Raw genomic sequence first — 24,052 nt, 5'->3', positions numbered from 1 at the left:
AGCATTTCCCCCACGGTTGTATGATCGTGCAGATACAAAAAGAAAACTGGGAAGGAAAGATATTTCAATGCGGCACGCTGAAGTGACGCTCGACGACAAATATCTGCTCCAGGATGGCCGTGCGTTCGTAACTGGCGTGCAGGCGCTCATCCGTGTGATGCTCGATCAGCGTCGCCTCGACGAGAAAGCCGGCCTGAACACCGCCGGCTTCGTGTCCGGCTATCGGGGCTCGCCGCTGGGCGGCCTCGACCAGCAGGCCGGCCGCGCGAAGAAATTCCTCGACGCCGCCAAGGTCACCTTCAAGGAAGGCGTCAACGAAGACCTGGCCGCCACCGCCGTGTGGGGCAGCCAGCAGGCCAACCTGTTCCCCAGCGCCCTGTACGACGGCGTCTTCGGCATGTGGTACGGCAAGGCGCCCGGCGTCGACCGCACCGGCGACGTGTTCAAGCACGCCAACTTCGCAGGGGTCTTCCCCAAGGGCGGCGTCCTGGCCGTGGCCGGCGACGACCATAACTGCAAGTCCTCGACCCTGCCGTCGCAGTCGGACTTCGCCTTCATGGATTTCGAGATTCCGGTGCTGTCGCCGGCCGACGTTCAGGAGGTGCTCGACTACGGCCTGCTCGGCATCGCCATGTCGCGCTTCTCCGGCCTTTGGGTCGGCATGATCGCCTTGGCCGACACCATGGACAGCGGCGTGACCATCGACGTGTCACTGGACCGCCACCGCATCGTCACGCCCGAAAACTTCTCCATGCCGCCCGGCGGCCTGGGCATCCGCACCAAGGATCAGCCCATGGAGAAGGAGCGGCGCATGCGGCTCCACAAGATTCCGGCGGCCCTGGCCTTCGCCCGCGCCAACAGGATCGACCGGGTCGTGGTCAACGCCGCCCGCCCGCGCTTCGGCATCGTCTGCACCGGCCAGGCCTACAAGGACGTGCTCGAAGCCTTCTCGGCCATGAACATCACCCTGGAGGAGGCCGCCGCCCTAGGCGTGGCCGTCTACAAGGTGGGCATGCCCTGGCCGCTGGAGCAGACGGGCCTCCGCGCCTTCGCCGGCGGGCTCGAGACCATGATGATCATCGAGCACAAGCGCGCGATGATCGAGCCGCAGGCCCGCGCCGCGCTGTACGACATGCCCGACCACGCCCGGCCGAAGATCATCGGCAAGACCGACGAACGCGGCCTGCCCCTGCTGTCGGAGCTGGGCTCGCTGTCGGTGGCGGAAATCGCCCTGGCCATCGCCGACCGCCTGCCGGACGGCCCGCACATGGAGCGCGCCCGCGCCTATCTGGACCGCGTGTCGGCCGCTGGCGTGGCCGCCGTGTCCCTGGCCTCGGACCAGCAGCGCAAGCCGTTCTTCTGCTCGGGCTGCCCGCACAACAGCTCCACCAAGCTGCCCGAGGGCTCCCGCGCCCTGGCCGGGATCGGCTGCCACTACATGGCGGCCTTCAACGACCCCAACACCGACCTCAACACTCACATGGGCGGCGAGGGGCTGACCTGGGTCGGCGCGGCGCCGTTCACCAGCGAGCCGCACATCTTCCAGAACCTGGGCGACGGCACCTACAACCACTCCGGCTCGCTCGCCATCCGCGGCGCGGTCGCGAGCGGGGTGAACATCACCTATAAGCTGCTGTTCAACGACGCCGTGGCCATGACCGGCGGCCAGCGGGCCGAAAGCGGCTTCACCCCCGCCCAGATCACCCGCCAGCTGGCGTCTGAAGGCGTGACCAAGACCGTCATCGTCGTCGACGACCTGTCCCGCTACGAGGGCGTCACCGACCTGGCCCCCGGCGTGGTCGTCCGTCCGCGTTCGGAGCTGATGGCCGTGCAGCGCGAGCTGCGCGAGACCTCGGGCACCACGGTCCTGCTCTATGACCAGACCTGCGCCACCGAAAAGCGCCGCCGCCGCAAGCGCGGCTCCATGGCCAAGGCCGAGCAGAAGGTGTTCATCAACCCGCTGGTCTGCGAAGGCTGCGGCGACTGCTCCAAGAAGTCGAACTGCGTCTCGGTCGAGCCCCTGGCCACCGAGTTGGGCCGCAAGCGCAAGATCAACCAGTCCAGTTGCAACGCCGACTATTCGTGCCTGGAGGGCTTCTGCCCCTCCTTCGTCACCCTGACGGGGGCCGAGAGCGCCAAGGCCAAGGGCATGCCGGCCCTGACTGCCGACTCCACGCCGCTGCCGGAGTTCCTGCCGCTGGTCGGGACGCGCAAGATCCTGTTCACGGGCATCGGCGGCACCGGCGTGACCACGGTCGCCTCGATCCTGGCCATGGCCGCCCACGTGGACGGTCGCGCCGCCAGCGTGGTCGACATGACCGGCCTGGCGCAGAAGGGCGGCTCGGTCTTCTCGCACGTGAAGATCGGCGAGACGGAAGAGACGGTGGTGGGCGGCCGCGTGCCGGCGGCCAGCGCCGATGTCCTGATCGCCTGCGACGTGCTGGTGGCCGCTAGCCCGGAGGCCCTGTCCCTCTACGCCAAGGACCGCACCCACGCGCTTGGCAACAGCGACTTCGCCCCCACGGCGGACTTCGTCACCAGCCGTGACGTGGTGTTCGACGCCAACGCCATGAGCCGCAAGATCAAGGCGGCGTCCAAGGACTTCGACGCCTGCCCGGCCCAGCACCTGGCCGAGGCGGAGTTCGGCGACGCCATCTACGCCAACATGATCATGCTGGGCTTCGCCTGGCAGAAGGGCCTGATCCCGATCTCCAGCCGCGCCGTCTATCGCGCCATCAAGCTGAACGGGGTGGACGCCGAGGCGAACCTCCAGGCCTTCGAGGTCGGCCGCAAGGCCGCCCACGATCCCGGCTTCCGCAAGCGCCGCGAGCCGGAGGCCCTGCTGCCGGAATCCATGCCGCTGCCGGACCTCATCGCCAAGCGCGCCGAGGACCTGAAGGGCTATCAGGACGCCGCCTACGCCGCTCGCTATCTGAAGGCGGTGGAGAAGATCGCCGCCGCCGAGGCGCCGTTCGGCTCGGAGGCCGTCACCCGCGCCGTAGCCATCAACCTCTACAAGCTGATGGCCTACAAGGACGAGTACGAGGTCGCGCGCCTCTATACCGACGGCCGCTTCGCCGCGACCCTGGGCCAGACCTTCAAGGGCGGGAAGAAGAAGCTGTGGCTGGCCCCGCCGCTGCTGGCCCGCAAGGGCGACGACGGCAAGCCGAAGAAGATGGTGTTCGGCGGCTGGATGCTGTCTTCCGCCTTCCCGATGATGGCGAAAATGAAGGGCCTGCGCGGCACCGCCCTGGACGTGTTCGGCTACACCGCCGAGCGCCGTATGGAGCGCAAGCTGCGTGACGACTACCTGGCCGGCGTCGACCGCCTGGCCGCCGGCCTGAACAACAGCAACATCACCCTGGCCAGCCGCATCGCCAACTTCCCGCAATCCATCCGCGGCTTCGGCCACATCAAGGATGCGTCGGTGGAGAAGGCGCTCGAGGAAGTCGGCCCGCTGTGGTCGCGCTGGGAGGTCGAGGGGAGGGGGTAGTTCCCTTCAGATCCTCCCCCCCTCTGGGGGAGGGGGACCACGAAGTGGTGGAGGGGGCCTGCTGACTCAGCAAGGCCCCCTCCGTCCTTTCAGGACACCTCCCCCGGAGGGGGGAGGATTTCAGTCACCCTACTTCGGCGAAACCCGCAGCACCTGCCCGCGATCATCCGTCAGCAGGTACAGCGCGCCGTCCGGCCCCTGGACGACGTCGCGGATGCGGCTGTCCTCGTCGGTCAGCAGGCGCTCCTCGCCCACCACCTTCTCGCCGTCCATGACCAGGCGCACCAAGGCGCTGGAGGCCAGGCCGCCGATGAACACGTTGCCCTTCCAGGCCGGGAACAGTTCGCCCGTGTAGAAGGTCATGCCGCCCGGCGCGATGACCGGATCCCAGTAATAGATCGGCTGTTCCATGCCGGCTTTCTGGGTCTCGCTCTTGCCGATGGCGGGGCCGCCGTACTCGATGCCGTAGGTGATGGTCGGCCAGCCGTAGTCCTTGCCCTTGCGGGGGATGTTCAGCTCGTCGCCGCCGCGCGGGCCGTGCTCGACGGTCCACAGTTCGCCGGTCTTGGGGTTGATCGCCGCGCCCTGGATGTTGCGCAGGCCGATGGCCCAGATCTCCGGCTTGGCGCCCGTCGTCTTCACGAACGGGTTGTCGGCCGGGATCGAGCCGTCGGCGTTGATCCGAACCACCTTGCCCAAAGTGCCGTCCAGGCGCTGGGCCTGCATGCGGCCTTCCATGATCGAGCGCTCGCCCAGGGCGATGAACAGCTTGCCGTCCGGCGAGAAGGCCAGGCGGCTGCCGAAGTGCAGGTCGGACTGTACGGTCGGGGTCTGGCGGAAGATCACCTGGACGTTCTCGACCTTGCTCCCGTCTTCGCTCAGGCGGCCCCGGGCGGCGGCGGTGCCGTTGCCGCCGTCACGCGGCTCGGCATAGGTCCAGTAGATCAGGCGGTTGCTGGAGAAGTTCGGGTCGATGGCCACGTGCAGCAGGCCGCCCTGGCGCACGGCGTGAACCGGCGGCAGGCCGGTGATCGGCGCGCTCTTGCGGCCGTCGCGGCTGACGATGATCAGCCGGCCCGGCTTCTCGGTCACCAGCATTCGGCCGTCGGGCATGAAGGCCAGGCCCCAGGGGTTGGTCAGGCCGTCGGCGATCACCTCGACCTTCAGGGTCACGTCGGACTTCACCTCCGGCGCGCGGGTCTGGCCCTCGAACGCCGGCTTGTAGGTGGTGTTGGCCGGGCCGGTCTGGACCGGCGGTCCCTTGGGCGCGGCGGCGTTCGCCGTCTTGGTGTCCCCGGCGCCGCCGCAGGCGGTCATCAGGGTCGTGGCGGCCAGAAGAGCGATCAGGCGCATTGGGGCGGTTCCTCCTAGTCGTCGAGCAAGGTTTTCAAGGCGTCCCCGGGCTGCAGCCCCTCCAGATGGATCAGGGACCACAGGCCAAAGAACAGCAGAGGCCAGCGTTTGGATGCGTGGGCTTCATCGGCGAACACCGCGCGCACGGCCTCGACGTCGCAGACCCGGGCGATGGCGGGCAGGGCGGCCAGCCGCGGGCCGAGCCCGGCGGCGCGCGGCGCGATCCAGGCGGCCACGGGCACGGTGAAGCCCTTCTTCTTGCCCCACGGGTCAGCGGCCGGGCAGGCGCGCTCCAGCCACTTGCGCAAGATCCATTTGCCGTAGCGGCCGCGCACCTTCATGCGGTCGGGCAGGGCGTCGGCGAAGGCGGCGACCTCCGGGTCCAGGAACGGCGTGCGCCCCTCCAGCCCCACGGCCATCAAACAGCGGTCCAGCTTCAGCAGCAGATCGTGGGGCAGCCACGTGGCGATGTCGGCAGCTTGGGACCGCTTAAGGAGGCTTCCCTCGATTCCCGCCGTGGCCGCCCGCCAGCGCATCAGAGCGCCCGCGCCGCCGTCGGCCAGCATGGGAACGTCCACCTGCGGCTCGGCGGCCCGTCCGCCCAGCCAGCGCGGACGCAGCGCGCGGCGATAGCGGCCGTAGCCGGCGAACAGCTCGTCCCCGCCTTCGCCGCTCAGCACCACGGTCAGGGTCCCCTTGGCGGCTTCCGTCAGCTTCAGGGTCGGCAGGACGGCGTAGTCGCTGGTGGGATCGTCCAGCGCCCAGGCCGCCTGCGGCGCCAGGCGCCAGAAGTCGTCCTCGGTGAAGGTGGTCTCGCGCCAATCCAGGTTCAGCGCCCGCGCCACCTTCTCCGCCTGCGCCCGCTCGTCCCGCGCCTCGGCCACGTCGAACCCGCAGGTGAAGGCGGTCACCGGCCGCGCGTTGAGCCGGCTCATCAGGGTGGCGATGGCCGTGGAGTCGATCCCGCCCGACAGGAACAGGCCGTAGGGCACGTCGGAGCGCTGGTGGACGGAGACGCTGTTCTCGAGCACGGCGTCGAGGGTTTGGATCAGCAAATCCTCCCCCTTTGGGGGAGGTGACCCAGGGGGACGGAGGGGGCTTGCTGAGTCAGCAGAACCCCCTCCACCGCTTCGCGGTCCCCCTCCCCCAAGGGGGGAGGATAGAGCCCGCCCATCCTTAACCTCCACCACCGCCCCCGGCGCCAGCCGCTTCACCCCCGCGAAAATCGTCTCCTCGCCCAGGGTGTAGTTCAGCGCCAGCAGCTCCTGCGCCCGCTCCGGGACCATCGGCCCGCGCGCCAGGGCCCGGGGCTCGGAGGCGAAGCGGACCCCGTCAGAGCCGGCGGTGTAGTACAGCGGCTTGATCCCGAACCGGTCGCGCACCAGCCAGGTGCGTCCGTCGCCGCCGATCAGACAGAAGGCGTACATGCCCCGCAGCCGCGCAAACGCCTTCGGCCCCTCCAGGGCGTAAAGGTGCAGCAACGGCTCGAAGTCGGACCCGGTCGACAGCTTGTCTTTCAGCCCGAACTGCTCGGTCAATTCTACGTAGTTGTAGATCTCGCCATTGCCGATCACCGTGCCGCCCGCCGCGTGCAGGGGCTGCCAGCCGCCTTCCAGGTCGATGATGGACAGGCGGGCGTGGCCGATGGACCAGCCGCGACCGTCCTCGGTGCGCACGCCGTCGGGGCCGCGATGGGCCAGGGTGGCGATTAGGGGCGCGGCTGAAGCTTCATTCCCCAGCACGCCGGCGATTCCGCACATCAGCGGGCTCCCAGCTCGGCGAACAGGGTCCGCCACTGGTCGACCACGGCGGCCTCGCTGAACTCATTCTTCACCCGATGCTTGCCGGCCGCCACCATGCCGGCGCGCAGGACTGGATCGCCCAGCACCCGCTTCGCCGCCTCGGCCAGGGCGTCGGGTTCGTCCATGGGGACGATCAGGCCGTCCTCCTCATGTCGGATCAGGTCGGCCGGTCCCCGCGCGTCCGCCGCCACGATGGGCAGGCCTTGAGCCCAGCTCTGGATCACCACATTCCCCAGCGGCTCATAGCGCGACGGGAACAGGCAAAGGTCCGCCGTGCGGTACAGGGCCGCCGCGTCGTTGCGCCAACCCAGGAAGCGCACTCGGTCTGAGACACCCAGCCCGTCGGCCAGGGCCTTGAGCTGCGCCTCCAGCGGCCCGTTGCCCGCGATCCACAGATAGGCTCCCGGAATCTGCGCCAGGGCCTTCAGGCTGACGTCGTGGGCCTTGGAGGTGTGCAGCCGCCCCATGCCCAGCAGCAGGGGCGCGCCCTCCGGCGTGTCGAACAGCGCCCGGTCCAGGGGCCTCGCCGATTCGGCGGCCGCGTAGTTCGGGATGCAGCGGATCCTGTCGGCGGGCCAGCCCTGGCCGATGGCCCAGCGCACGATGTCCGGGGTGTTGCCCACCAGGGCGTCGAAGCCCTTGTAGTATTTCAGCTTGTAATAGCCGCCCATGCGGCCGACCCGCGCCCACGGCCCCTTGGGCGTGTGGCGGGCCGCGCGGTTCATCCACGCCACCACAACCTGCGCGTCCTGCTGCCGGGCGAAGGCGGCGGCGCGGGGCTTGGTGAGCAGGTCCAGCGGCCCGCCGAAATCCAGGGTCTTCACCCAGACGCCCATCTCCTCCAGCGCCGCCTGGCGGTGGGTATGAGGGCGAATCAGGGCCGCCTCGCTAAGGCCCGCGCGGCGCAGAGCCCCGACAAGACTCACGAAGTACGTCTCCGCGCCGCCGTCGGCGGCCGAACCCAGAAGATGCAGGGCGCTCATCGGCGCGGACCCTAGCCTTTGGGGCTCTGTTTCCCAAGCCGCTTGAAGTTCGAAAAAACCGAACCTATAACGCCGCCTCCTCGCACTGGGCGCAGGCCGCTACGGCTGGGTAGCTCAGATGGTTAGAGCGGTGGATTCATAACCCACAGGTCGGCGGTTCGATCCCGCCCCCAGCTACCAGTGCGAGGCCTTCAACTTGCTGAATTGTCTGGATTTCTCGTGGCGCTGGGCCACGGGGATCGAGCTCTTGCAAAGCTTTGGGTCCGTGGCCCCTGGGATAAGCGCCCCCCAGTCGGGCCGGACGGGGCCCTGGAGCTCCCGTCCGACCTCTCGGCCCGCTGCTCGTTCGCCGCAGTCCGAGGCCGCTCAATAAGCATGGCTGTTGCCAGGGGAGTATGCGGCGCGGCGTCGCGGAGAACGGCGGTCCGTCACAAAAGCCGCCCGTGTCACATAAGCGTCACCGTTTCGTCATTCCGGGAACGAAACAGACGCGGTATCATTACACAGTCCAGAAAGTCTGGGAGGCGAAAGACATGCGCGCACTGTTCGAGCCTGTGATCCTGGTGGTGGCCGTGGCCAACGCCTTCCTCGGCGCCCTCGGCTGGCTGGGCGCCGCTCAAACCATCGGCGAAGTCTGGGCCGAGCGCGAAGGCGCTTAAGCGCCTCCGACTTTTTAAGTCTGACCGAAGAAACCGCCCCGGCCTTTCGGCCGGGGTTTTCGGCGTTCAGCGCTGCGGTGCCACGCTGATCTCGCCGCCCTGCTGGGCGAAGGGCGCGGCGGCGAACAGGCGGCGCTCCGCTCCGCGCGGATCAGATTCCAGGTGCGACACGGCGTCGAACACCATGGTCTCGCGCTTCTCCATCCCATAGGGCCGCCATTCGGGATGGCCCTTGGCGTTGGGGTTGCCCGTGCGGGCGAAGGCGATGAAGGCGTCGCTCATGTGGGCGGAGGCGGCGCGCGTCTCCGCCGTGTCGGCGTAGCGGGAGCCCTCGCCGGCGAAGGTGCCGAACACCAGCGGGATGTCATAGCCGTGGCTGGCGCCCCACTTGCCGCCGTCTGCCTGGGCGCCGAAGTCGAGCTGATAGCCCCAGGTCGGGGCCTTGGCGCCCTTGGCGCGCTCCTCCAGCTCGATCACCGCCCCGCGCCAGGACCGGCCCGCCGTGGTGGCGGCGAAGAACACGTCCGACGGCGAATAGGCGGGATAGAGGCGGCGATATTCCGCCAGCACCGCCTCCGGCGCGATGTCCAGGCGCAGGTTGCGGGCCAGCAGCGGCGGCACCTGCTCCCAGGTCAGGTCGAAGGTCTTGGGATCGCCGCCGCCGATCAGGCCGCGCGTCTCGCCCTTGGTGTTGCCGATGATCATCGGGATGTCCGATGAAAGCGGCGCCGCGTCCGGATAGAACGGGTGGCGGGGCAGGGTGCGGTCCACCACCGGACCCATATAGAGGCCGCCGGCCCCGATCACCGGATCGGTGGCGGTCAGGGCGGCCACGATCTGCGCCGTCGGGATGGTCCGCAGCTGGTCCAACTGGTCCGGCTTCAGTTTCAGGGCGTCCAGCAGGGCGTGGCTGCGGGTGGTGGCGTTCAGCGGGCCCTGGGCGGTCACCTGCTGGCCGCTCATGGTCGCCGCCTTGTGGAACAGGCCGCGCGCCGCCGGGGTGGCCATCAGGGTGGCGATCTTGGCTCCGCCGCCGGACTGGCCGAAGACCATGACGTTGCCCGGGTCGCCGCCTAACTCGGCGATGTTGTCGCGCACCCACTGCAGAGCCAGGATCAGATCAAGCTGCCCGGCGCTGCCGCTGTCGGCGAAGGCCGCGCCGCCGATCCGCTCCAGATAGAGATAGCCGAAGGCGTTCAGGCGGTGGTTCAGGCTGACCACCACCACGTCGCCGCGCTTGGCCAGCAAAGCCCCGTCATTGGTCGGATGCGCGCCCGAGCCGTTGGAATAGGCGCCGCCGTGTATCCACACCATCACCGGCCGCTTGGCCCCGTCGCGCAGGCCGGGGGTCCAGACGTTCAGGAACAGGCAGTCCTCGCTCTGGCTCGGCTGGTCTGAGCGTTGCGGCGCGGCGTGGCCGTAGGCGGTCGCATCGGCGATTTCCTTCCATGGCGTCGGCGCGGTGGGGGCCATGAAGCGGCGCGGGCCGGTGTCGGCGCCGTAACGGACGCCCTTGAACACCGCCACGCCCTGGTCCGTCGCGCCGCGCACTTGGCCGGCGGTGGTGCGGGCTACAGGCGATCCGCCCTTGGCGGCGGCGAAGGCGGGCAGGGGCGCCAGCGCTGCGGCGGCCAAGCCGGCGGACAGCAGAGTGCGGCGATCAAGGTGGTCCATGGTTCTCTCCCCTCGGCCGGATCGTCGTGTCCCGCCTGTCGAATTTTATACGATGATACCGGTTACCTCGCCGATGTGAAGGCTGCGCCTCGGCCCGCGCCGATCTAGGCTGCGCCCTCTCGATGGTGGAGGCGATATGGCGGGCACGGAACGGCGCGACGCGGTGATCATCGGCGGCGGCCATAACGGGCTGGTCTGCGCCTTTTATCTCGCCAAGGCCGGGCTGAAGGTCACGGTGTGCGAGGCGCGCGGCGTGGTCGGCGGCGCGGCGGTGACGGAGGAATTCCACCCCGGCTTCCGCAATTCCGTCGCCAGCTACACGGTCAGCCTGCTCAACCCGGCGGTGATCGCCGAGATGGATTTGCACGGTCACGGCCTGCGCATCGTCGAACGGCCGATCGCCAACTTCCTGCCCCTGGACGGTGACTATCTGAAGTCCGGCGGGGGGCTGGCGCGGACCCAGGCGGAGTTCGCCCGGTTCTCTCAGAAAGACGCCGAGCGGCTGCCCGCCTACTTCGACATGCTGGACGAGATCGGCGACGTCCTGCGCAAGCTGGCGGTCCAGACGCCGCCAAACCTGGGCGACGGCCTGCCAGGCCTGCTGCGCGCCCTGCGCCAGGGCTCGACCTTGCTGGGCCTGTCCCGCGAGCGGCAGGGGCAGCTGATCGACTTCTTCACTGAAAGCGCCCGCGACGTGCTGGACCGCTGGTTCGAGAGCGACCCGGTCAAGGCGGTGTTCGGCTTTGACGCGGTGGTCGGCGCCTTCGCCAGTCCGGACACGCCCGGCTCGGCCTATGTGCTGCTGCACCACACCTTCGGCGAAGTGAACGGCAAGAAGGGCGCCTGGGGCCACGCCATCGGCGGCATGGGCGCCATCACCCAGGCCATGGCGCGGGCGTGCGAGAAGCTCGGCGTGGAGATCCTCACCGGCGCCCCCGTGGCCCGCGTGCTGACCGAAGGCGGCCGCGCGGCGGAGGTGGCGCTGGCGGACGGCCGGAGCATTGCGGCGCGCATCGTCGCCTCGAACCTCAACCCCTCCCTGCTGTTCGGCAAGCTGGTGGATCAGGCTGATCTGAAGCCGGACTTCCGTGATCGTGTCGCCGCCTATCGCAACGGCTCAGGCACGTTCCGCATGAACATGGCGCTGAGCGAGTTGCCCAGCTTCTCCGTCCTGCCGGGCAGTCAGATGGCGGAGCATCATCAGAGCGGGATCATCATCGCCCCCAGCCTCGACTACATGGACCGCGCCTATGTGGACGCCAAGGCGACGGGAATGTCGAAGCAGCCCATCGTCGAGATGCTGATCCCCTCGACCCTCGACGACAGCCTGGCGCCGCAGGGCGCGCACGTGGCCAGCCTGTTCTGCCAGCAGTTCGCGCCGGTCCTGTCGGATGGCCATAGCTGGGACGAGGCGCGCGACCAGGCCGCCGAACTGATCCTGGATACGGTCGAGGCGCACGCCCCCGGCTTCAAGGCCTCAGTGGTTGGGCGCACGACCCTGTCGCCCCTGGACCTGGAGCGCAAGTTCGGCCTGACCGGCGGCGACATCTTCCACGGCTGCATGAGCCTCGACCAGCTCTGGGCGGCCCGCCCGTTTGTCGGCAGCGCCAGCCACCGCGCGCCCATCAAGGGGCTCTACATGTGCGGCTCGGGCACGCACCCCGGCGGCGGGGTGTCCGGCAATCCCGGCCGCAACGCCGCGCGGGAGATCCTGCGGGATCGCAGCGTTGGGGCGGCGCTGGAGTTGATGGTCAGGGGGCTCTAAGCCACTGCCCTGTCATTCGCCACGCCCTCGGCGGCGGCCAACGCGGTGTTCATGGCCTCCAGCAGGCGTTCGGGAGCGATAGGCTTTTCGACCAGGTTCTGCATGCCGGCCGACAGGTAGGACTGGATGTCCGCTGGGGCCGCCTTGGCGGTCAGGGCGATGATCGGGGTCACGCCCGCCTTGCCCGGCAGCTCGCGGATGGTGCGGGTGGCCTCGACGCCGTCCATGCGCGGCATCTTGATGTCCATCAGGATGATGTCGAACCGGCCGGAACGGGCGGCCTCGACCGCCTCCACCCCGTCCTCCACCTGCTCGGAGGTGCAGTCGAAGGTCTCGCACAGGGCCTCGACCACCATGCGGTTGGTGGCGTTGTCGTCGACGATCAGCACGTGGGCCACGCGGTGCGCGCCGGCGATGGGCTCGGCCTCCGCCGGTTCGGCGATCAGGGCCACGGGCAGGGTCAGTTCGAAGGTGATGGTCACGCCCGGGCCGACATTGGCTTCGGCGGACGCCTTGCCGCCCATGGCCTGGGCCAGGCGGCGGGCCAGGGCCATGCCCAGGCCGACGGAAAGGTTCATATCGGCGTTGTCGACCCCGGCGCGGAACACGCCGGCGGCCTGGTCGGGGGACCAGTCGCCGTTGTCGCGGACGCGGCCCTCGATGACCATGCCCTCGGCGGTTTCGCGGGCCTTGAGGCTGGCCTCAACCGCGCCGCGACCGGCGTCGCCCAGGGCGCGGCCGATCAGGGCGTCGAAGATCTGGCCGATGCGGCGGGGGTCGGCCATGACGGCGGCGTCGGGCTCGCCGTCGTAGCTGACCAGCAGGGTGGCGCCCACGGCGGCGGCTTCCACCGCCCAGCGGGTCTCCAGGTCGTCCATCAGCAGGCGCAGGGCCTGGGGACGCGGCTCGATGGACAGGGCGCCCACGCGCGCGGCGTTCAGGTCATTGGCGCGCGCCAGCAGCTCGCGCACGTCGCTCAGGGTCTCGTCGATGGCCCGCAGGCAGGCTTGGCCGTCCGGACCCAGGGGCTCCTGCCCCAGGCGGTCCACGAAGCTGGCCAGTCCCTCCAGGCGGCGGGACACGTCGGCGCCCAGCCGCTCGACGAGGTCGAGCGAGACCGCGGGGGCCGCTGAGGAGGCGGTCTTCTTGGTCATGCGAAAAGGGGTCCAGCCGACGATTGCACGTCGAGCGACTATTGGGACCGACGCTTGCGGCCTCGTTAAGCAACAGAGTCACCAACCCGTTAGGCATAAAGAAAAACGGCGGGGATCGCTCCCCGCCGTCCGAAGGTCGAAATGGCTTCCGCCGGGCCTTAGAAGCGCTTGGTCACGGCCACGCCGTAGGTGCGCGGCTCGCTCAGGAAGATGTTGCGGAACAGGCCGGACGAGTCGTCGGTCAGGTAGGCGTCGGTGATCGCCTCCTCGTCGGTCAGGTTCTTCACATAGGCCTCCACGTCCAGCCCCATGTCGTTGTTCGACAGGCGCAGGGAGAGGTTCACGTTCTCCCAGGCCGGCAGGTGGTCGGCCACGGTGTTGTAGATCCGCGCATAGGAGTCGTCCTGGCGGTAGTAGTCGCCGCGGATGACCGCCTCCCACGCATTGCCGAACTCCCAGGTGTACTGGGCGCCGATGGAGAAGGTGGTCTTCGCCGCGTTCGGCAGCTCCTTGCCGTCCAGGCTGACCGCCACGCCGTCCGTGGTGTCGAGGAAGACGCCCAGGGGCGCCAGCGGGTTGGTCGCCGCCGTGGAGCCGGTGCGATAGCCGCCGCCGCAGGCGTTGATCAGATAGGCCGGGTTCACCGGCGGCACGCCGGCGGCCGGGAAGCCGTTGTTGATCAGGCTCATCACCGCCGCGACCTGGGCGGTCGGGGCGACGCAGTTGGCGCCGATCAGGGCCCCGTTGATCAGGGTCAGGGCCGGGTTGCCCTGCGTCCGGTTCAGCGTGTCCACCGACGAGCCGCCGGTGATCTCGGTGTCGAGATAACCGAAGGTGCCGTTGAAGCGCAGGTTGCGGATCGGCTCCCAGATCGCCTCCAGCTCGACGCCCTTGATCTTGGCGTCGATGTTCTCGTTGACCGAGGTGCGGGCCGCGATCTTGGAGATCTGGTACCCCTCATAGTCATAGTAGAACCCGGTGGCGTTCAGCAGCAGGCTACCGCCCAGCAGGGTGTTCTTCAGGCCGATTTCGTAGGCGTTCACGAACTCCGGGTCGAAGGTCTGCTGGATGCCCGCGATGCCGGCGGCCGAGGCCGGGTTGAAGCCCCCCGCCTTGTAGCCCTTGGAATAGAAGGCATAGACCAGGGTGTCGTCGGTGAACGCCAGGTCCGGCTTCCAGTCGAAGCCCAGGCGGCCCGTGGTCTCCTTGAAGGTCACGCGCTGGATGGTCGGACGACCGCCGCGCCCCGGCGACAGCAGCACGTTGGGCAGGCTGTCCACGCGCTTCTCATCGTTGGTGTAGCGCAGGCCGCCGGTGATCTTCAGGTTATCGAGAACCTGCCAGTACACCTCGCCGAACGCCGCCGTGGCGTTCAGGAAGTACGGACCTGCCGAGCGGTAGTAGTTGTGGCCGTCCCCGGCCGGCGGCGAGTTGGGATCGATATAGACCCCCGGCGCCGGGAAGCCGGCCGCCGCCGCCGCGGTCAGGCCGTTGGACATCACATAGTAGTTGGTGTCCTGGTCCAGCTTCAGGTGGATCGCGCCGATGTTGAAGTTCACCGGCCCGTCGAAGTTCGACTGCAGGCGCAGCTCCTGGCTGAACTGCTCGGTGTCCGACGACGAGATGTCGAAAGTGGCCAACTGGTTCAGGCGGCCCAGCTGCGGGTCGGTGAAGAACCCGCCCGGCGTCAGCGGCGACGGGTTGAAGTTCGTCACCGGCGTGATGCGGTTGTAGTCCTGGAAGGTGAAGTAGCTGTCCTTGTTGAACGAGGTCAGCGACGTCAGGGTCAGGTTGTCGGTGATGTCCAGTTCCAGGTTGAACATCCACACGTCGGCCTTGGCGCGGTACTGCGGATCCTGGAAGGACTCGATCTTGCGCAGGTCCGGGTTCTGCATCTTCCCGGCATACGGATCGCCGGACAGGATGCCGGTGACGATCGACGGAATGCCCGCCAGGGTCGCCCCGCCGTTCACCGTGCCCAGGGACGTCGGATCGTTCACGTGCGCCGACTTGCAGCCCTGGCTCAGCAGGATGCGGGCGAACGGGTTGCTCACCGGCACCGGGCCGACCGACGTCGGGCCCAGGTCTTTGACGCAGAGCTGCTTGCCCACGCGGGCGCGCTTGTCGTCCTCGTCGAAGTGCTCGTACGACAGCCAGGCGCGGATGCCCTCGGTCGGGGTGAACGACAGGGTGGCGCGCGCCGCCCACAGGTCCCGGTCGTCCACGTCGTTGCCGGTGGTCAGGTTCTCGCCGAACCCGTCCCGTTTGATCATCGAGCCGGCCACCCGCAGGGCCACCTTGTCCTCGACGATGGGCAGGTTGATCATCCCGCGCAGGCGCCGGGTGTTGTAGTTGCCCAGCTCGCCCCGGATGTTGGCCTCGAAGATGTCCGTCGGCTTGGCGGTGATCACATTGACCACGCCGCCCGTGGCGTTGCGGCCGTACAGCGTGCCCTGCGGGCCGCGCAGCACCTCCACCCGCTCCACGTCATAGAACTCGGCCTCGAACAGGCGGTTAGCGGTCAGGGGCGCGTTGTTCTGGTGGACGCCCACGCCCTGGTCGGACGCGCCCGACACCACCTTCGACCCGACCCCCCGGATCTGGAAGTTGGCGCTGGTGAAGTTTGTCTTGGAGAAGGTGACGTTCGGGATCGCGGTCTGAAGGTTCGGCCCCCCGTCGATCTTCTGCGCCTCGAGGCTCTGTTGGCTGAAGGCCGAAACGGCGATCGGCACGTCCTGCAACGCCTCCTCGCGCTTCTGGGCCGTGACGACCAGCTCTTCGATGACATTGCCGGCTTGGGCGAAGGCGGGTCCTGCGACGGCCGTGACGGCGGCGGCGGACACACCCATGGCGAGCAGTCTCCGCAGGCGCGAAGATTGAGACATTTGTTTTCCCTCCCAACGCCGCGGTCTTTTGGTCCTGCGTGCGTCGTCGTTCCTCAGCGCCGAGAGTTTTTGTCAGTCGTGTCGGAATCCCGGCATTCCCCACACGCCATAAGGGAATTGCATACGCGACACATAGTGCTGTCAACTGGCGCAGCTGTAAGAGAACGCCGATAACTTACGCCTTTTCACTGTGACGTAGCGTCAAGGAAGGGTAGTTTTGGCTATGTTGTCAAAAATGGGCTGGGCCGGCGCGCGGACTGCTCGTGACTTGGTTTGAGCTTAGTTGCGGCCACTATGCGCCAAAAGCGGCCCTAAGCCGCGCAGGCGTGATGCACGTCCGGAACCAGAACCCGCACCGAAGGCGTCATGGCGAGCAGCTCGACGATGCGGGCGGCCACGCTGCGCAGGCTGCGTGGGGTGAAGTCGTGATAGCCGCCGGCCACGAGGAAATGCGCGCGCACGAAGCGCAGGAAGCCGCGGCGACGTTCGGCGTCCGGTGCGACGGTCAGGGCCCGTCGCACGGCGGCTTCAAGATCGTCCCGGCTCCGCAGGACTTCGACGATGCCGGGCGCGGTGTAGAAGTTGTGGCCCAGGGCCACGACGGGCTTGTCGAGGATCAAGGCCTCGAAGCCCACCGTCGAATTGATGGTGACCACGGCCGAAGCCTTGCTCAGCAGCGTGTTCATCGGCGCGGCGCTAACAAAGCAGACGCGGGGATAGCGCTTCGGCAGGTGGCGGTAGGCCCGCTGCACCAGCGGCAGTTCATAGGGGTGGAACTTCGCGACCAGGCGCAGGCCCGGATCGATGCGGCCCAGGGCGCTGTCCAGATCACGGACCAGCGCCTCGAAGTCGTCGCCATATACCGGCGAGTGCAGCACCATCTGGGAGTCGCTGCGCACCTGGAAGGGCAGCACGACATAGCGCTCGGACAGCTTGTGCGCCGGGGTGGTCGGCACGGTCAGCCGGTTGATGAACGGCAAGGCGCGCCGTTCGCCCCAGAAGCTGACGCGGCTCACCAGGCGGGCGTACAGGTTTCGCCGCAGGTCGGGCGGCGGCAGCGGATCGACGTCGCGCATGCGCTCGCCGGATCTGAAGCGGGCGATGTCGGCGTCCAGCGCCGCGTCCAGCCCGGCGTCATAGGGCAGGTGCGCGGCGCCCGCGTGGGCCAGACGGCTTATGGAGGACGCGCCGTTGACGCCTTCCAGGTCGAGCTGGGTGGTGCCGGGAAGATAGCCATGCTCGGCGTGGATCACGGGAATCCGGCGCTGCCGCGCCAGGTAGACGGCCAGGGCGCTGCGCAGGTTGGAGCCGTTCCAGACGAAGATCGCGCTGACCTTCTCCTCGTCCATGAACGCCGCCAGTTCGGCGAGCACGCCGCGCGCCTTGCGCAGCGCCTTCTCGGGCCGAAGGGCCAGCTCCTTTTCGCCGATCGCGCGGCGCAGTTCGACGTCACTGATGTCGGGGCAGGCGGCCTTCACGGCGCTCTTCGCGACCCCGGGGCGCGGATGCATCGCCACGCCGGCGTCGCGCATGTAGCTGCGCACGACGCGCCGCCGCGACCAGTAGAGGCTCTCGACATCGGGAGCCAGCCAGTTGCGCAGCTCCAGCAGGAACGGCGCCTTTCGCAGGCCGGGATCGATGAACGCCAAGCGCAGGCGGATCGCCAACTGTTCCATGCCGGCGGTTTTCGCATCGCCTCAACGCGGTATCGTGAAGCGGCGATGGCGGAATGGTGAACATGGGGCGGGACTGATGGCGGCCTTCTCTCAAGTCTCCCAATTCACCGCCCTCACAGTTTCTCAATTCTCTTCGCCCGCACCCCGGGCATAACCACCGCCTGATCCCCCCGCGACGCCCCGCGCCGTTCCGCTTCGCGCCCCTTTGATGTAGAGCACGCCGCATGTCCATCGCTCCCGCTGCTCCCCCCGTCCAAGGCGCCCTGGTCCTGTTCTCCGGCGGCCAGGATTCCAGCGTCTGCCTGGCCTGGGCGTTGCAGCACTATGACCGGGTCGAGACCGTGGGTTTCGACTACGGCCAGCGCCATTCGGTGGAGATGCAGGCCCGCCAGGAGGTGCGCGACCGCGTCGCCCAGGCGTTCCCCGCCTGGGCCGCCAAGCTGGGCGACGACCATGTGCTGGACATCCGCGGCTTCGGCGCGGTGGCGCAAAGCGCCCTGACCGCCGAGCGCGAGATCGAGATCAACGAGCGCGGCCTGCCTTCGACCTTCGTGCCGGGGCGCAATCTGGTGTTCCTGACCTACGCCGCCGCCCTGGCCGACCGGCGCGGCCTGCGCGCCCTGGTGGGCGGCATGTGCGAGACGGATTTCAGCGGCTATCCCGACTGCCGCCGCGACACGCTGGACGCTTTGCAGGCGGCGCTGAACCTGGGCATGGACCGCGACTTCTCGGTCGAGACGCCGCTGATGCGCCTGACCAAGGCGGAGACCTGGGGCCTGGCCAAGACCCTGGGCGGCGAGGCGCTGGTGCGCATCATCGTGGAGGACAGCCACACCTGCTATCGCGGGGAGCGCGGCGTGCTGCACGACTGGGGCCACGGCTGCGCGGCGTGCCCGGCCTGCGACCTGCGGGCCATGGGCTGGAACGCCTGGGTGGCGGAAGGGCGGCCGGCGCTCGGATGACCTACAGCGTCAAGGAGATCTTCCTGACCCTGCAAGGGGAGGGCGGCCAGGCCGGCAAGGCCGCCGTGTTCTGCCGCTTTTCCGGCTGCAACCTGTGGACCGGGCGGGAGCAGGACCGGGCGAAAGCCGTCTGCACCTTCTGCGACACCGATTTCGTGGGCACGGACGGGGAGGGGGGCGGCAAGTTCGCCACGCCCGACGCCCTGGCCGACGCGGTTGCGGCCGCCTGGACCGGCGGGGCGGACGACCGGCTGGTGGTGATCACCGGCGGCGAGCCCATGCTGCAGCTCGATGCGCCCCTGATCGACGCCCTTCATTCGCGCGGCTTCATGATCGCGGTGGAGACCAACGGCACCCTGCCGGCGCCCGAGGGGATCGACTGGATCTGCGTCAGCCCCAAGGCCGACGCGCCCGTCGTGCAGACCCGGGGCCAGGAGCTGAAGCTGGTCTATCCGCAAGCCCTGGCCGATCCGGCGCGCTTCGAGCACATGGATTTCGAGCGTTTCTACCTCCAGCCCATGGACGGGCCGGACCAGCTTGAGAACACGCAAAAGGCCGTCGCCTATTGCCTTTCCCACCCCAAGTGGCGTTTAAGCGTCCAGACGCACAAATATCTGGGCCTGCCCTGAGGAGCGCGTTCGGCCGTTATGCCGGATGCGTGCAGCCCTCCCAGGCCCCGCACACAAGTTTCGAGCCCATGACCCAGCCTGTCTTCGAGATCACGAAGGCCGCGACCTTCGACGCCGCCCACTACATCGAGCAAGGGCCCGCGGATCACCGCTACCGCCGCCTGCACGGCCATTCGTTCAAGGTGGAGGCCAGCGTGAAGGGCGCCGCCCAGGACGCCGGCTGGGTCGAGGACCTCGACGTTCTGGACAAGGCCCTGAAGGCAGTGGCCGAGGAGCTGGACCACGGCCTGCTCAACGATCATCCCGGCCTGGAGGTGCCCACCCTGGAGAACCTCTGCATGCACTTCGCCGGCAAGCTGAAGCCCCGCTTTCCGGGCCTGTCCCGCGTGGCGGTGTCCCGCCCGACCATCGGCGAGCGGTGCGAGATGTCGCTGTAGCTAGCGGTCCTCGTCGTCCCGGCCGTCCCCGGGCACGATCATCTTCCCCGTGCCGACCACGGCCTTGCCGGTCATCTTGGCGGCGCCGCCGACCACGGCTCCCGTGGCGCCGACCACCGCGCCCCCGGCGGCCACGGCCAGACAGCCTTGCAGCACAAACGCGCTGGCGATCACGGCCGACAGGGCGGCCAGGCGGGAAAGGGACATAGGCAGGCTCCGACTTGAGCTCTCACCCTACACCTCGGTTATCAATGGAAGATTGCGGCCTTTTCTCCGGGGCCACATCACACCCGCTCATCCCCGCGAAGGCGGGGAGCCAAGCTGAACGTCCGAATGGGTCCCCGCCTTCGCGGGGATGAGCGGGGAGCTAGTACAGCTCTTCATCCGAAAGCTGGTCCGTCTCGCGGCGCTTCGGCCCGGTGTAGTTCGGGTCGTCCCGACGCCGGCGGTCGGGGCCGAAATAGTCGTTCGAGCGGATGAACGGCCGCGCGTGCTCGATGACCAGGCCGATGCGGTGGATCACGCTGCGGGCGGTGACGGGCTTGGCCAGGAACTCGTTGACCCCGGCGTCGCGGGCTTCCTTCACCGCGCGCGGCGTGGAGTGGCCGGTGACCATGATGATCGGCACCAGCTGGTTGGGGCTGTCGGGGCTGTTGCGCAGCAGGTTGACGAAGTCGATGCCGTTGATCGGCGCCATGGTCAGGTCGGTGATCACGATGTCGATGGCGTTGCGGCGCATGACCTCGAAGGCTTCGCCGCCATCGAGCGCCTCATAGACCTGACGCACGCCGATGGCCCGGAGAATCTCCGTCAGCAACAGCAGCATGTTCTGGTTGTCATCAACCAGCAGAACTTTCAGGAAATCGAACCGCACGACCGGATTGCTGCCCCTGTGTCCCCCCGCCCAAGGCAGTATATGCCTTTAGCGCGCAGGCTCCATAATGGCCTAAATCCTTGGCGGTCAACGCGAAAAACAGTGTTAGGCTTAACAGCGGCGGCTATTCAGCTACTCATCGCCTGCTTTTGGAGCGAATTGGCCGGCACGAATTCCAGGGTTTGATGTGGGTCATGTCGGCCAGGCGACCAAGGCGCCGGTCAGCCCCGCCGGAAGAGCCAGGCCCACACCACCACCGCGACCGGCGCCGCCAGGGCGATCCACGAGGTCAAGTCGCCCAGGCCGTCCGCCACCAGCGCGGCCACCAGCCCCACGATGCTGACTAGGGCGATGACCAGCGGCGCGGCGTAGGCGTTGATGAGCGAAGGGCGCTTGCTCACGCGGACAGCCCGCCGCTCTTCAACTCCGCCAGCCGCGCCTCCACCGGGGTGCGCCGGCGGCCGAGCCACAGATAGAGCCCGCTGCCCAAGACGATGATCGTGAACACGTCGAGGATCGCCCACAGGATCTTCAGCGGCAAGCCGCCATAGTCGCCGAAATGCAGCGGCTGCGACAGAAGCAGCCCCTGGGCGTACCAGGGCATGGGCCGGATGGCGGTCAGTTCGCCGGTCCGGGCGTCCACCAGGCCGGGGGTCAGCAGCTTCTTCCGCAGCGGCGTGTCGCCTTGCAGGAAGACCGCATAGTGGTGCTTGGACGAGAACGACCCGCCGGGGAACGCGATGAACTGCACCCGCATTCCCGGGGCGGCGGCCTTCACCGTCTCCACCGCCTGATGGACCGAGGCCATCTTGCCCGGCTGCGGCGGCGACTGGTTCTTGTAGGGGGCAGTCATCTCGGCCAGCTGGCCGATCTGCCAAAGCTGGATGATCGGGGTCGACAGGGTGTTGATCACCCCGGTCAGGCCCACGACGCTGACCCAGGCCAGGGTCACGATCCCCAGCAGGTTGTGATAGTCCAGCCACTTCAGGCGCGTGGACCGGCTGGTCCGCACGGTCCCAAAGGCCAGCTTCTTCATGAACGGGCCATAGACCGCTACGCCCGACACCACCGAGATGAAGAAGACGAAGCCCATGGCGCCGAGGAACAGCATCCCCGGCAGGCCGGCGAACATGTCCACGTGAAGACGCAGGAACAACGCCATCACGCCTTCCTCGTTAATGAAGCCCAGGTGCTCGCCCGTGCGGCGGTCCAGGGTCTGGAGCTTCATCTCGGCTTCCGGGGAGTCCGGCCGGGGCGCGGTGGTGACGTTGGTCGCCGGGCGGTCCTCGTCGAAGCTCATGAACACCGGCACCTCGCCCGGCCGCTTCTCCAGCGCCAGGGTCAACAGCTCGTCCAGGGTCTTCATCCGCGAGGCATCAGGGATCGGCTCGGCCCTCACCCCCTCGCCCAGGGCGACGTCGATCTCGTGATGGAAGATCAGCGGCAGGCCGGTGAGGCACAGCATCAGCAGGAACACCGTGCAGACCAGGCTGCTCCACTTGTGGACCAGATACCAGGCGCGGATCGTCGGGGCTTTCATTGAGCGGGGCGTCGGCGATCTGGAAATGCGAATGGGTCGCAAGTCCTAGCGGGGCGGGGGCTGCGTGGCAAACCATTCCCGCTCATCGCCGCGAAGGCAGGGACCCAAGCTGATTTTCAGAATGGACCCCGGCCTCGCCGGGGTGAGCGGAGTGCAGGTAGAAGCAGCCCTTAAACCCGTCCGGCGCCGCCCGGAACAAACACCCCGCCGCCTGTCTGGGCCCGGTGGCGCAGGAAGGCGTCGGCCAGGACGCACGCGGTCATGGCCTCGACCACCGGCACGCCGCGGATGCCCACACACGGATCGTGGCGGCCCTTGGTGCGCAGGTCGACCTCCTCGCCCTCTTCGTTCACCGCCTGGCGCGGGGTGAGAATGGAAGAGGTGGGCTTGAAGGCCACGCGGGCCACCACCGGCTGGCCGGTGGAGATGCCGCCCAGCACGCCGCCGGCGTTGTTGGCCAGAAATTCGACCTGGCCGTCCTTCATCCGCATCTCGTCGGCGTTCTCCTCGCCGGTGAAGGCGGCGGAGGCGAAGCCCGCCCCGATCTCCACGCCCTTGGCGGCGTTGATCGACATCAGGGCGGCGGCCAGTTCGCTGTCCAGCTTGCCATAGATCGGCGCGCCCCAGCCGGCGGGCACGCCCACAGCCTCGACCTCGACGACCGCGCCGGTGGACGAGCCGGCCTTGCGGATCGTCTCGAGATGCTCCTCCCACACCGGCACGATGGCGGCGTCGGGGGACCAGAACGGGTTGTTGTCCACCTCGGCCCAGTCGAAGCGCGAACGGTCGATGGCGTGCGGGCCGATCTGCACCAGGCAGGCGCGGATGGTCACGCCTTTCAGGATCTTGCGGGCCACGGCTCCGGCCGCCACCCGGGCGGCGGTCTCACGGGCGGACGAACGTCCCCCGCCGCGGTAATCGCGCACGCCGTACTTGGCGAAATAGGCGTAGTCGGCGTGGCCCGGCCGGAAGGCCTGGGCGATCTCGGAATAGTCCTTGGACCGCTGGTCGGTGTTCTCGATCAGCAGGCTGATCGGCGTGCCGGTGGTCACCTGGCCGTTGGTTCGATCGTCCTCGAACACCCCCGACAGGATTTTCACCTCGTCCAGCTCGCGCCGCTGGGTGACGAACTTGCCCTGGCCGGGCTTGCGCTTGTCGAGCCAGACCTGGATGTCCGACGCCGTCAGGCCGACGCCCGGAGGACACCCGTCCACCACGCACCCCAACGCCGGTCCATGGCTTTCGCCCCAGGTGGTGACGCGGAACAGGTGGCCGAAGGTGTTGTGCGACATGGCGTGGCTTGTAGCGCATCTGTCGCCAAATTCGACATCCACATTTTCTCTCTCGACTGCAACGGAGGAGGCTGTGCGTCCTTCGAAACGCGGCCGTGCGGCCGCTCCTCAGGATGACGGATTCAAAGCCAACCCGACTTCGTCATGCTGAGGAGCGCGATAGCGCGTCTCGAAGCACGCAGGGTCTAAGCCGCCCAGGCCGCCGTGAAGCGCTTCAACAGCGTGCGCGCCGCGCTCTCGCCGCGTTCGGCGGCGCGCTCAACGCGCAGGAACAGGTCGCCCTGCGGATGGTCGCCGCGAGGGGGCAGGCCCTGGCCCTGGACGCGGATCAGGCCGCGCTCGGCCGCCTTGGGGGTGATCCAGACGCTGCGGCGGCCCACGGGGGTGTCGATGACCGCGCGGCCCCCGTCGGCCAGAAGCTGGGGGTCGATGGCGGCGGTGAGCCACAGGTCGTCGCCGCGCACCAGGGCCTCGGCGTCGCCGCTGATGCTGACCGCCAGGACCACGCCATCGACGCGGATGCGGTCGTCCTCGCGCAGGCCGGGGGGCAGGGTGACGCGCAGGCGGCGGCCCTCGTGCTCGATCTCCACCTGTCCGCCCTCGACGGCGATCAGCGGGGTGATGGTCACACCGGTGGCGGGCGGCGCGGCGGTCTCCTGCAGGGCGGGCGGGAAGCTGATGGGCGACGACAGGTCGGTCTGCAGCACACGGTGCGCGGCCAGCATGTCGCGGAACAGGGCGGGGCTGCCGCCCGGACGGTCGGGGTGGGCCCGCTTGGCCGCTTCCCGGAACGCCTTGCGAAGCGTGTGGGCGTCAGCGCCGCGCTCCACGCCGAGAAGGGCGCGGGCGGTGGCGACGGTCATGACAGCGCGAG

The 24,052-nt window shown here is 68.5% G+C and carries 19 protein-coding genes and 1 tRNA gene; 7 read left to right on the top strand and 13 right to left on the bottom strand.

Annotation, left to right across the window (positions count from 1 at the left end):
- Window positions 1–67 precede the first annotated feature (67 nt).
- Window positions 68–3,493: an indolepyruvate ferredoxin oxidoreductase family protein gene (locus P7B02_RS17860; protein ID WP_277787710.1), complete on the top strand. Its 3,426-nt coding sequence runs from the start codon at window positions 68–70 to the stop codon at window positions 3,491–3,493.
- Between the two features lie 129 nt (window positions 3,494–3,622).
- On the opposite strand, the gene P7B02_RS17855 is transcribed toward P7B02_RS17860, so the two are convergent.
- The 3 genes from P7B02_RS17855 to P7B02_RS17845 are packed head-to-tail and all read right to left on the bottom strand — an operon-like array spanning window position 3,623 to window position 7,631.
- Window positions 3,623–4,846 carry a PQQ-dependent sugar dehydrogenase gene (locus P7B02_RS17855; protein ID WP_277787709.1) on the bottom strand — a complete coding sequence of 408 codons (1,224 nt, stop codon included), beginning with the start codon at window positions 4,844–4,846 and terminating at the stop codon, window positions 3,623–3,625.
- A 14-nt stretch (window positions 4,847–4,860) separates the two neighbouring features.
- Window positions 4,861–6,606 (bottom strand): asparagine synthase (glutamine-hydrolyzing), encoded by a 1,746-nt coding sequence (gene asnB / locus P7B02_RS17850; protein ID WP_277787708.1) that lies wholly within the window; start codon window positions 6,604–6,606, stop codon window positions 4,861–4,863.
- Window positions 6,606–7,631, bottom strand: a complete 1,026-nt coding sequence (locus P7B02_RS17845; protein WP_277787707.1) for a glycosyltransferase — start codon at window positions 7,629–7,631, stop codon at window positions 6,606–6,608. Before P7B02_RS17845 ends, asnB begins: the two co-directional genes overlap by 1 nt.
- A 103-nt stretch (window positions 7,632–7,734) precedes the next feature.
- Between P7B02_RS17845 and P7B02_RS17840 the strand changes: the two genes are divergently transcribed.
- Window positions 7,735–7,811, top strand: a tRNA-Met gene (locus P7B02_RS17840).
- A 353-nt stretch (window positions 7,812–8,164) separates the two neighbouring features.
- Window positions 8,165–8,290: a hypothetical protein gene (locus tag P7B02_RS17835; protein ID WP_269714047.1), complete on the top strand. Its 126-nt coding sequence runs from the start codon at window positions 8,165–8,167 to the stop codon at window positions 8,288–8,290.
- A 66-nt stretch (window positions 8,291–8,356) separates the two neighbouring features.
- Here the strand turns inward: P7B02_RS17835 and P7B02_RS17830 are convergent, their stop codons facing one another.
- Window positions 8,357–9,964: a carboxylesterase/lipase family protein gene (locus tag P7B02_RS17830; protein WP_277787706.1), complete on the bottom strand. Its 1,608-nt coding sequence runs from the start codon at window positions 9,962–9,964 to the stop codon at window positions 8,357–8,359.
- Between the two features lie 136 nt (window positions 9,965–10,100).
- Here P7B02_RS17830 and P7B02_RS17825 point away from each other — a divergent pair, with 136 nt between their 5' ends.
- The gene (locus P7B02_RS17825) at window positions 10,101–11,729 is read left to right on the top strand and encodes a phytoene desaturase family protein (protein ID WP_277787705.1); all 1,629 of its coding nucleotides are present in this window, start codon (window positions 10,101–10,103) and stop codon (window positions 11,727–11,729) included.
- On the opposite strand, the gene P7B02_RS17820 is transcribed toward P7B02_RS17825, so the two are convergent.
- The 3 genes from P7B02_RS17820 to P7B02_RS17810 form a co-directional block, all read right to left on the bottom strand.
- The gene (locus P7B02_RS17820) at window positions 11,726–12,883 is read right to left on the bottom strand and encodes a response regulator (protein ID WP_277787704.1); all 1,158 of its coding nucleotides are present in this window, start codon (window positions 12,881–12,883) and stop codon (window positions 11,726–11,728) included. The two genes, P7B02_RS17825 and P7B02_RS17820, sit on opposite strands and share 4 nt — an antisense overlap.
- A gap of 158 nt (window positions 12,884–13,041) precedes the next feature.
- Window positions 13,042–15,768 carry a TonB-dependent receptor gene (locus P7B02_RS17815; protein WP_277787703.1) on the bottom strand — a complete coding sequence of 909 codons (2,727 nt, stop codon included), beginning with the start codon at window positions 15,766–15,768 and terminating at the stop codon, window positions 13,042–13,044.
- A 311-nt stretch (window positions 15,769–16,079) separates the two neighbouring features.
- Complete coding sequence (locus tag P7B02_RS17810; protein ID WP_277787702.1) at window positions 16,080–17,444, bottom strand: hypothetical protein; 1,365 nt, start codon at window positions 17,442–17,444, stop codon at window positions 16,080–16,082.
- Between the two features lie 224 nt (window positions 17,445–17,668).
- Between P7B02_RS17810 and queC the strand changes: the two genes are divergently transcribed.
- The 3 genes from queC (at window position 17,669) to P7B02_RS17795 (ending at window position 19,472) form a co-directional block, all read left to right on the top strand.
- Complete coding sequence (gene queC / locus P7B02_RS17805; protein WP_277787701.1) at window positions 17,669–18,406, top strand: 7-cyano-7-deazaguanine synthase QueC; 738 nt, start codon at window positions 17,669–17,671, stop codon at window positions 18,404–18,406.
- Window positions 18,403–19,035: a 7-carboxy-7-deazaguanine synthase gene (gene queE / locus P7B02_RS17800; RefSeq protein ID WP_277787700.1), complete on the top strand. Its 633-nt coding sequence runs from the start codon at window positions 18,403–18,405 to the stop codon at window positions 19,033–19,035. Before queC ends, queE begins: the two co-directional genes overlap by 4 nt.
- 68 nt (window positions 19,036–19,103) lie before the next feature.
- Window positions 19,104–19,472, top strand: a complete 369-nt coding sequence (locus tag P7B02_RS17795) for a 6-pyruvoyl trahydropterin synthase family protein (RefSeq protein WP_277787699.1) — start codon at window positions 19,104–19,106, stop codon at window positions 19,470–19,472.
- Here P7B02_RS17795 and P7B02_RS17790 read toward each other — a convergent pair whose 3' ends face one another.
- The 6 genes from P7B02_RS17790 to P7B02_RS17765 form a co-directional block, all read right to left on the bottom strand.
- Window positions 19,473–19,679 carry a hypothetical protein gene (locus tag P7B02_RS17790; RefSeq protein ID WP_277787698.1) on the bottom strand — a complete coding sequence of 69 codons (207 nt, stop codon included), beginning with the start codon at window positions 19,677–19,679 and terminating at the stop codon, window positions 19,473–19,475.
- 160 nt (window positions 19,680–19,839) lie between these two features.
- Entirely contained in the window at window positions 19,840–20,346 is a 507-nt protein-coding gene (locus tag P7B02_RS17785; protein ID WP_277787697.1) for a response regulator, read from the bottom strand.
- A gap of 221 nt (window positions 20,347–20,567) precedes the next feature.
- Window positions 20,568–20,747: a hypothetical protein gene (locus P7B02_RS17780; protein ID WP_277787696.1), complete on the bottom strand. Its 180-nt coding sequence runs from the start codon at window positions 20,745–20,747 to the stop codon at window positions 20,568–20,570.
- The gene (locus tag P7B02_RS17775) at window positions 20,744–21,886 is read right to left on the bottom strand and encodes a PepSY-associated TM helix domain-containing protein (protein WP_277787695.1); all 1,143 of its coding nucleotides are present in this window, start codon (window positions 21,884–21,886) and stop codon (window positions 20,744–20,746) included. Before P7B02_RS17775 ends, P7B02_RS17780 begins: the two co-directional genes overlap by 4 nt.
- A gap of 170 nt (window positions 21,887–22,056) precedes the next feature.
- Window positions 22,057–23,178: a chorismate synthase gene (gene aroC / locus P7B02_RS17770; protein ID WP_277787694.1), complete on the bottom strand. Its 1,122-nt coding sequence runs from the start codon at window positions 23,176–23,178 to the stop codon at window positions 22,057–22,059.
- A gap of 185 nt (window positions 23,179–23,363) precedes the next feature.
- Window positions 23,364–24,041 (bottom strand): DnaJ C-terminal domain-containing protein, encoded by a 678-nt coding sequence (locus tag P7B02_RS17765; protein WP_277787693.1) that lies wholly within the window; start codon window positions 24,039–24,041, stop codon window positions 23,364–23,366.
- Between the last annotated feature and the right edge of the window lie 11 nt (window positions 24,042–24,052).

Origin of the sequence: Caulobacter segnis (genome assembly GCF_029543125.1) — a bacterium.
Classification (GTDB): domain Bacteria; phylum Pseudomonadota; class Alphaproteobacteria; order Caulobacterales; family Caulobacteraceae; genus Caulobacter; species Caulobacter segnis_D.
The sequence above is the reverse complement of the archived record's forward strand: the minus strand, read 5'-3'. Positions and strand labels throughout refer to the sequence as shown.

What these genes read in the sequence shown, in the direction of transcription:
- P7B02_RS17775 (WP_277787695.1), bottom strand. Translation starts at nt 21,886, where the DNA reads ATGAAAGCCCCGACGATCCGCGCCTGGTATCTGGTCCACAAGTGGAGC.
- P7B02_RS17765 (WP_277787693.1), bottom strand. Translation starts at nt 24,041, where the DNA reads ATGACCGTCGCCACCGCCCGCGCCCTTCTCGGCGTGGAGCGCGGCGCT.
- queE (WP_277787700.1), top strand. Translation starts at nt 18,403, where the DNA reads ATGACCTACAGCGTCAAGGAGATCTTCCTGACCCTGCAAGGGGAGGGC.
- P7B02_RS17825 (WP_277787705.1), top strand. Translation starts at nt 10,101, where the DNA reads ATGGCGGGCACGGAACGGCGCGACGCGGTGATCATCGGCGGCGGCCAT.
- P7B02_RS17815 (WP_277787703.1), bottom strand. Translation starts at nt 15,768, where the DNA reads ATGTCTCAATCTTCGCGCCTGCGGAGACTGCTCGCCATGGGTGTGTCC.
- P7B02_RS17855 (WP_277787709.1), bottom strand. Translation starts at nt 4,846, where the DNA reads ATGCGCCTGATCGCTCTTCTGGCCGCCACGACCCTGATGACCGCCTGC.
- aroC (WP_277787694.1), bottom strand. Translation starts at nt 23,178, where the DNA reads ATGTCGCACAACACCTTCGGCCACCTGTTCCGCGTCACCACCTGGGGC.
- P7B02_RS17860 (WP_277787710.1), top strand. Translation starts at nt 68, where the DNA reads ATGCGGCACGCTGAAGTGACGCTCGACGACAAATATCTGCTCCAGGAT.
- P7B02_RS17810 (WP_277787702.1), bottom strand. Translation starts at nt 17,444, where the DNA reads ATGGAACAGTTGGCGATCCGCCTGCGCTTGGCGTTCATCGATCCCGGC.
- P7B02_RS17790 (WP_277787698.1), bottom strand. Translation starts at nt 19,679, where the DNA reads ATGTCCCTTTCCCGCCTGGCCGCCCTGTCGGCCGTGATCGCCAGCGCG.
- P7B02_RS17835 (WP_269714047.1), top strand. Translation starts at nt 8,165, where the DNA reads ATGCGCGCACTGTTCGAGCCTGTGATCCTGGTGGTGGCCGTGGCCAAC.
- P7B02_RS17820 (WP_277787704.1), bottom strand. Translation starts at nt 12,883, where the DNA reads ATGACCAAGAAGACCGCCTCCTCAGCGGCCCCCGCGGTCTCGCTCGAC.
- queC (WP_277787701.1), top strand. Translation starts at nt 17,669, where the DNA reads ATGTCCATCGCTCCCGCTGCTCCCCCCGTCCAAGGCGCCCTGGTCCTG.
- asnB (WP_277787708.1), bottom strand. Translation starts at nt 6,606, where the DNA reads ATGTGCGGAATCGCCGGCGTGCTGGGGAATGAAGCTTCAGCCGCGCCC.
- P7B02_RS17845 (WP_277787707.1), bottom strand. Translation starts at nt 7,631, where the DNA reads ATGAGCGCCCTGCATCTTCTGGGTTCGGCCGCCGACGGCGGCGCGGAG.
- P7B02_RS17830 (WP_277787706.1), bottom strand. Translation starts at nt 9,964, where the DNA reads ATGGACCACCTTGATCGCCGCACTCTGCTGTCCGCCGGCTTGGCCGCC.
- P7B02_RS17795 (WP_277787699.1), top strand. Translation starts at nt 19,104, where the DNA reads ATGACCCAGCCTGTCTTCGAGATCACGAAGGCCGCGACCTTCGACGCC.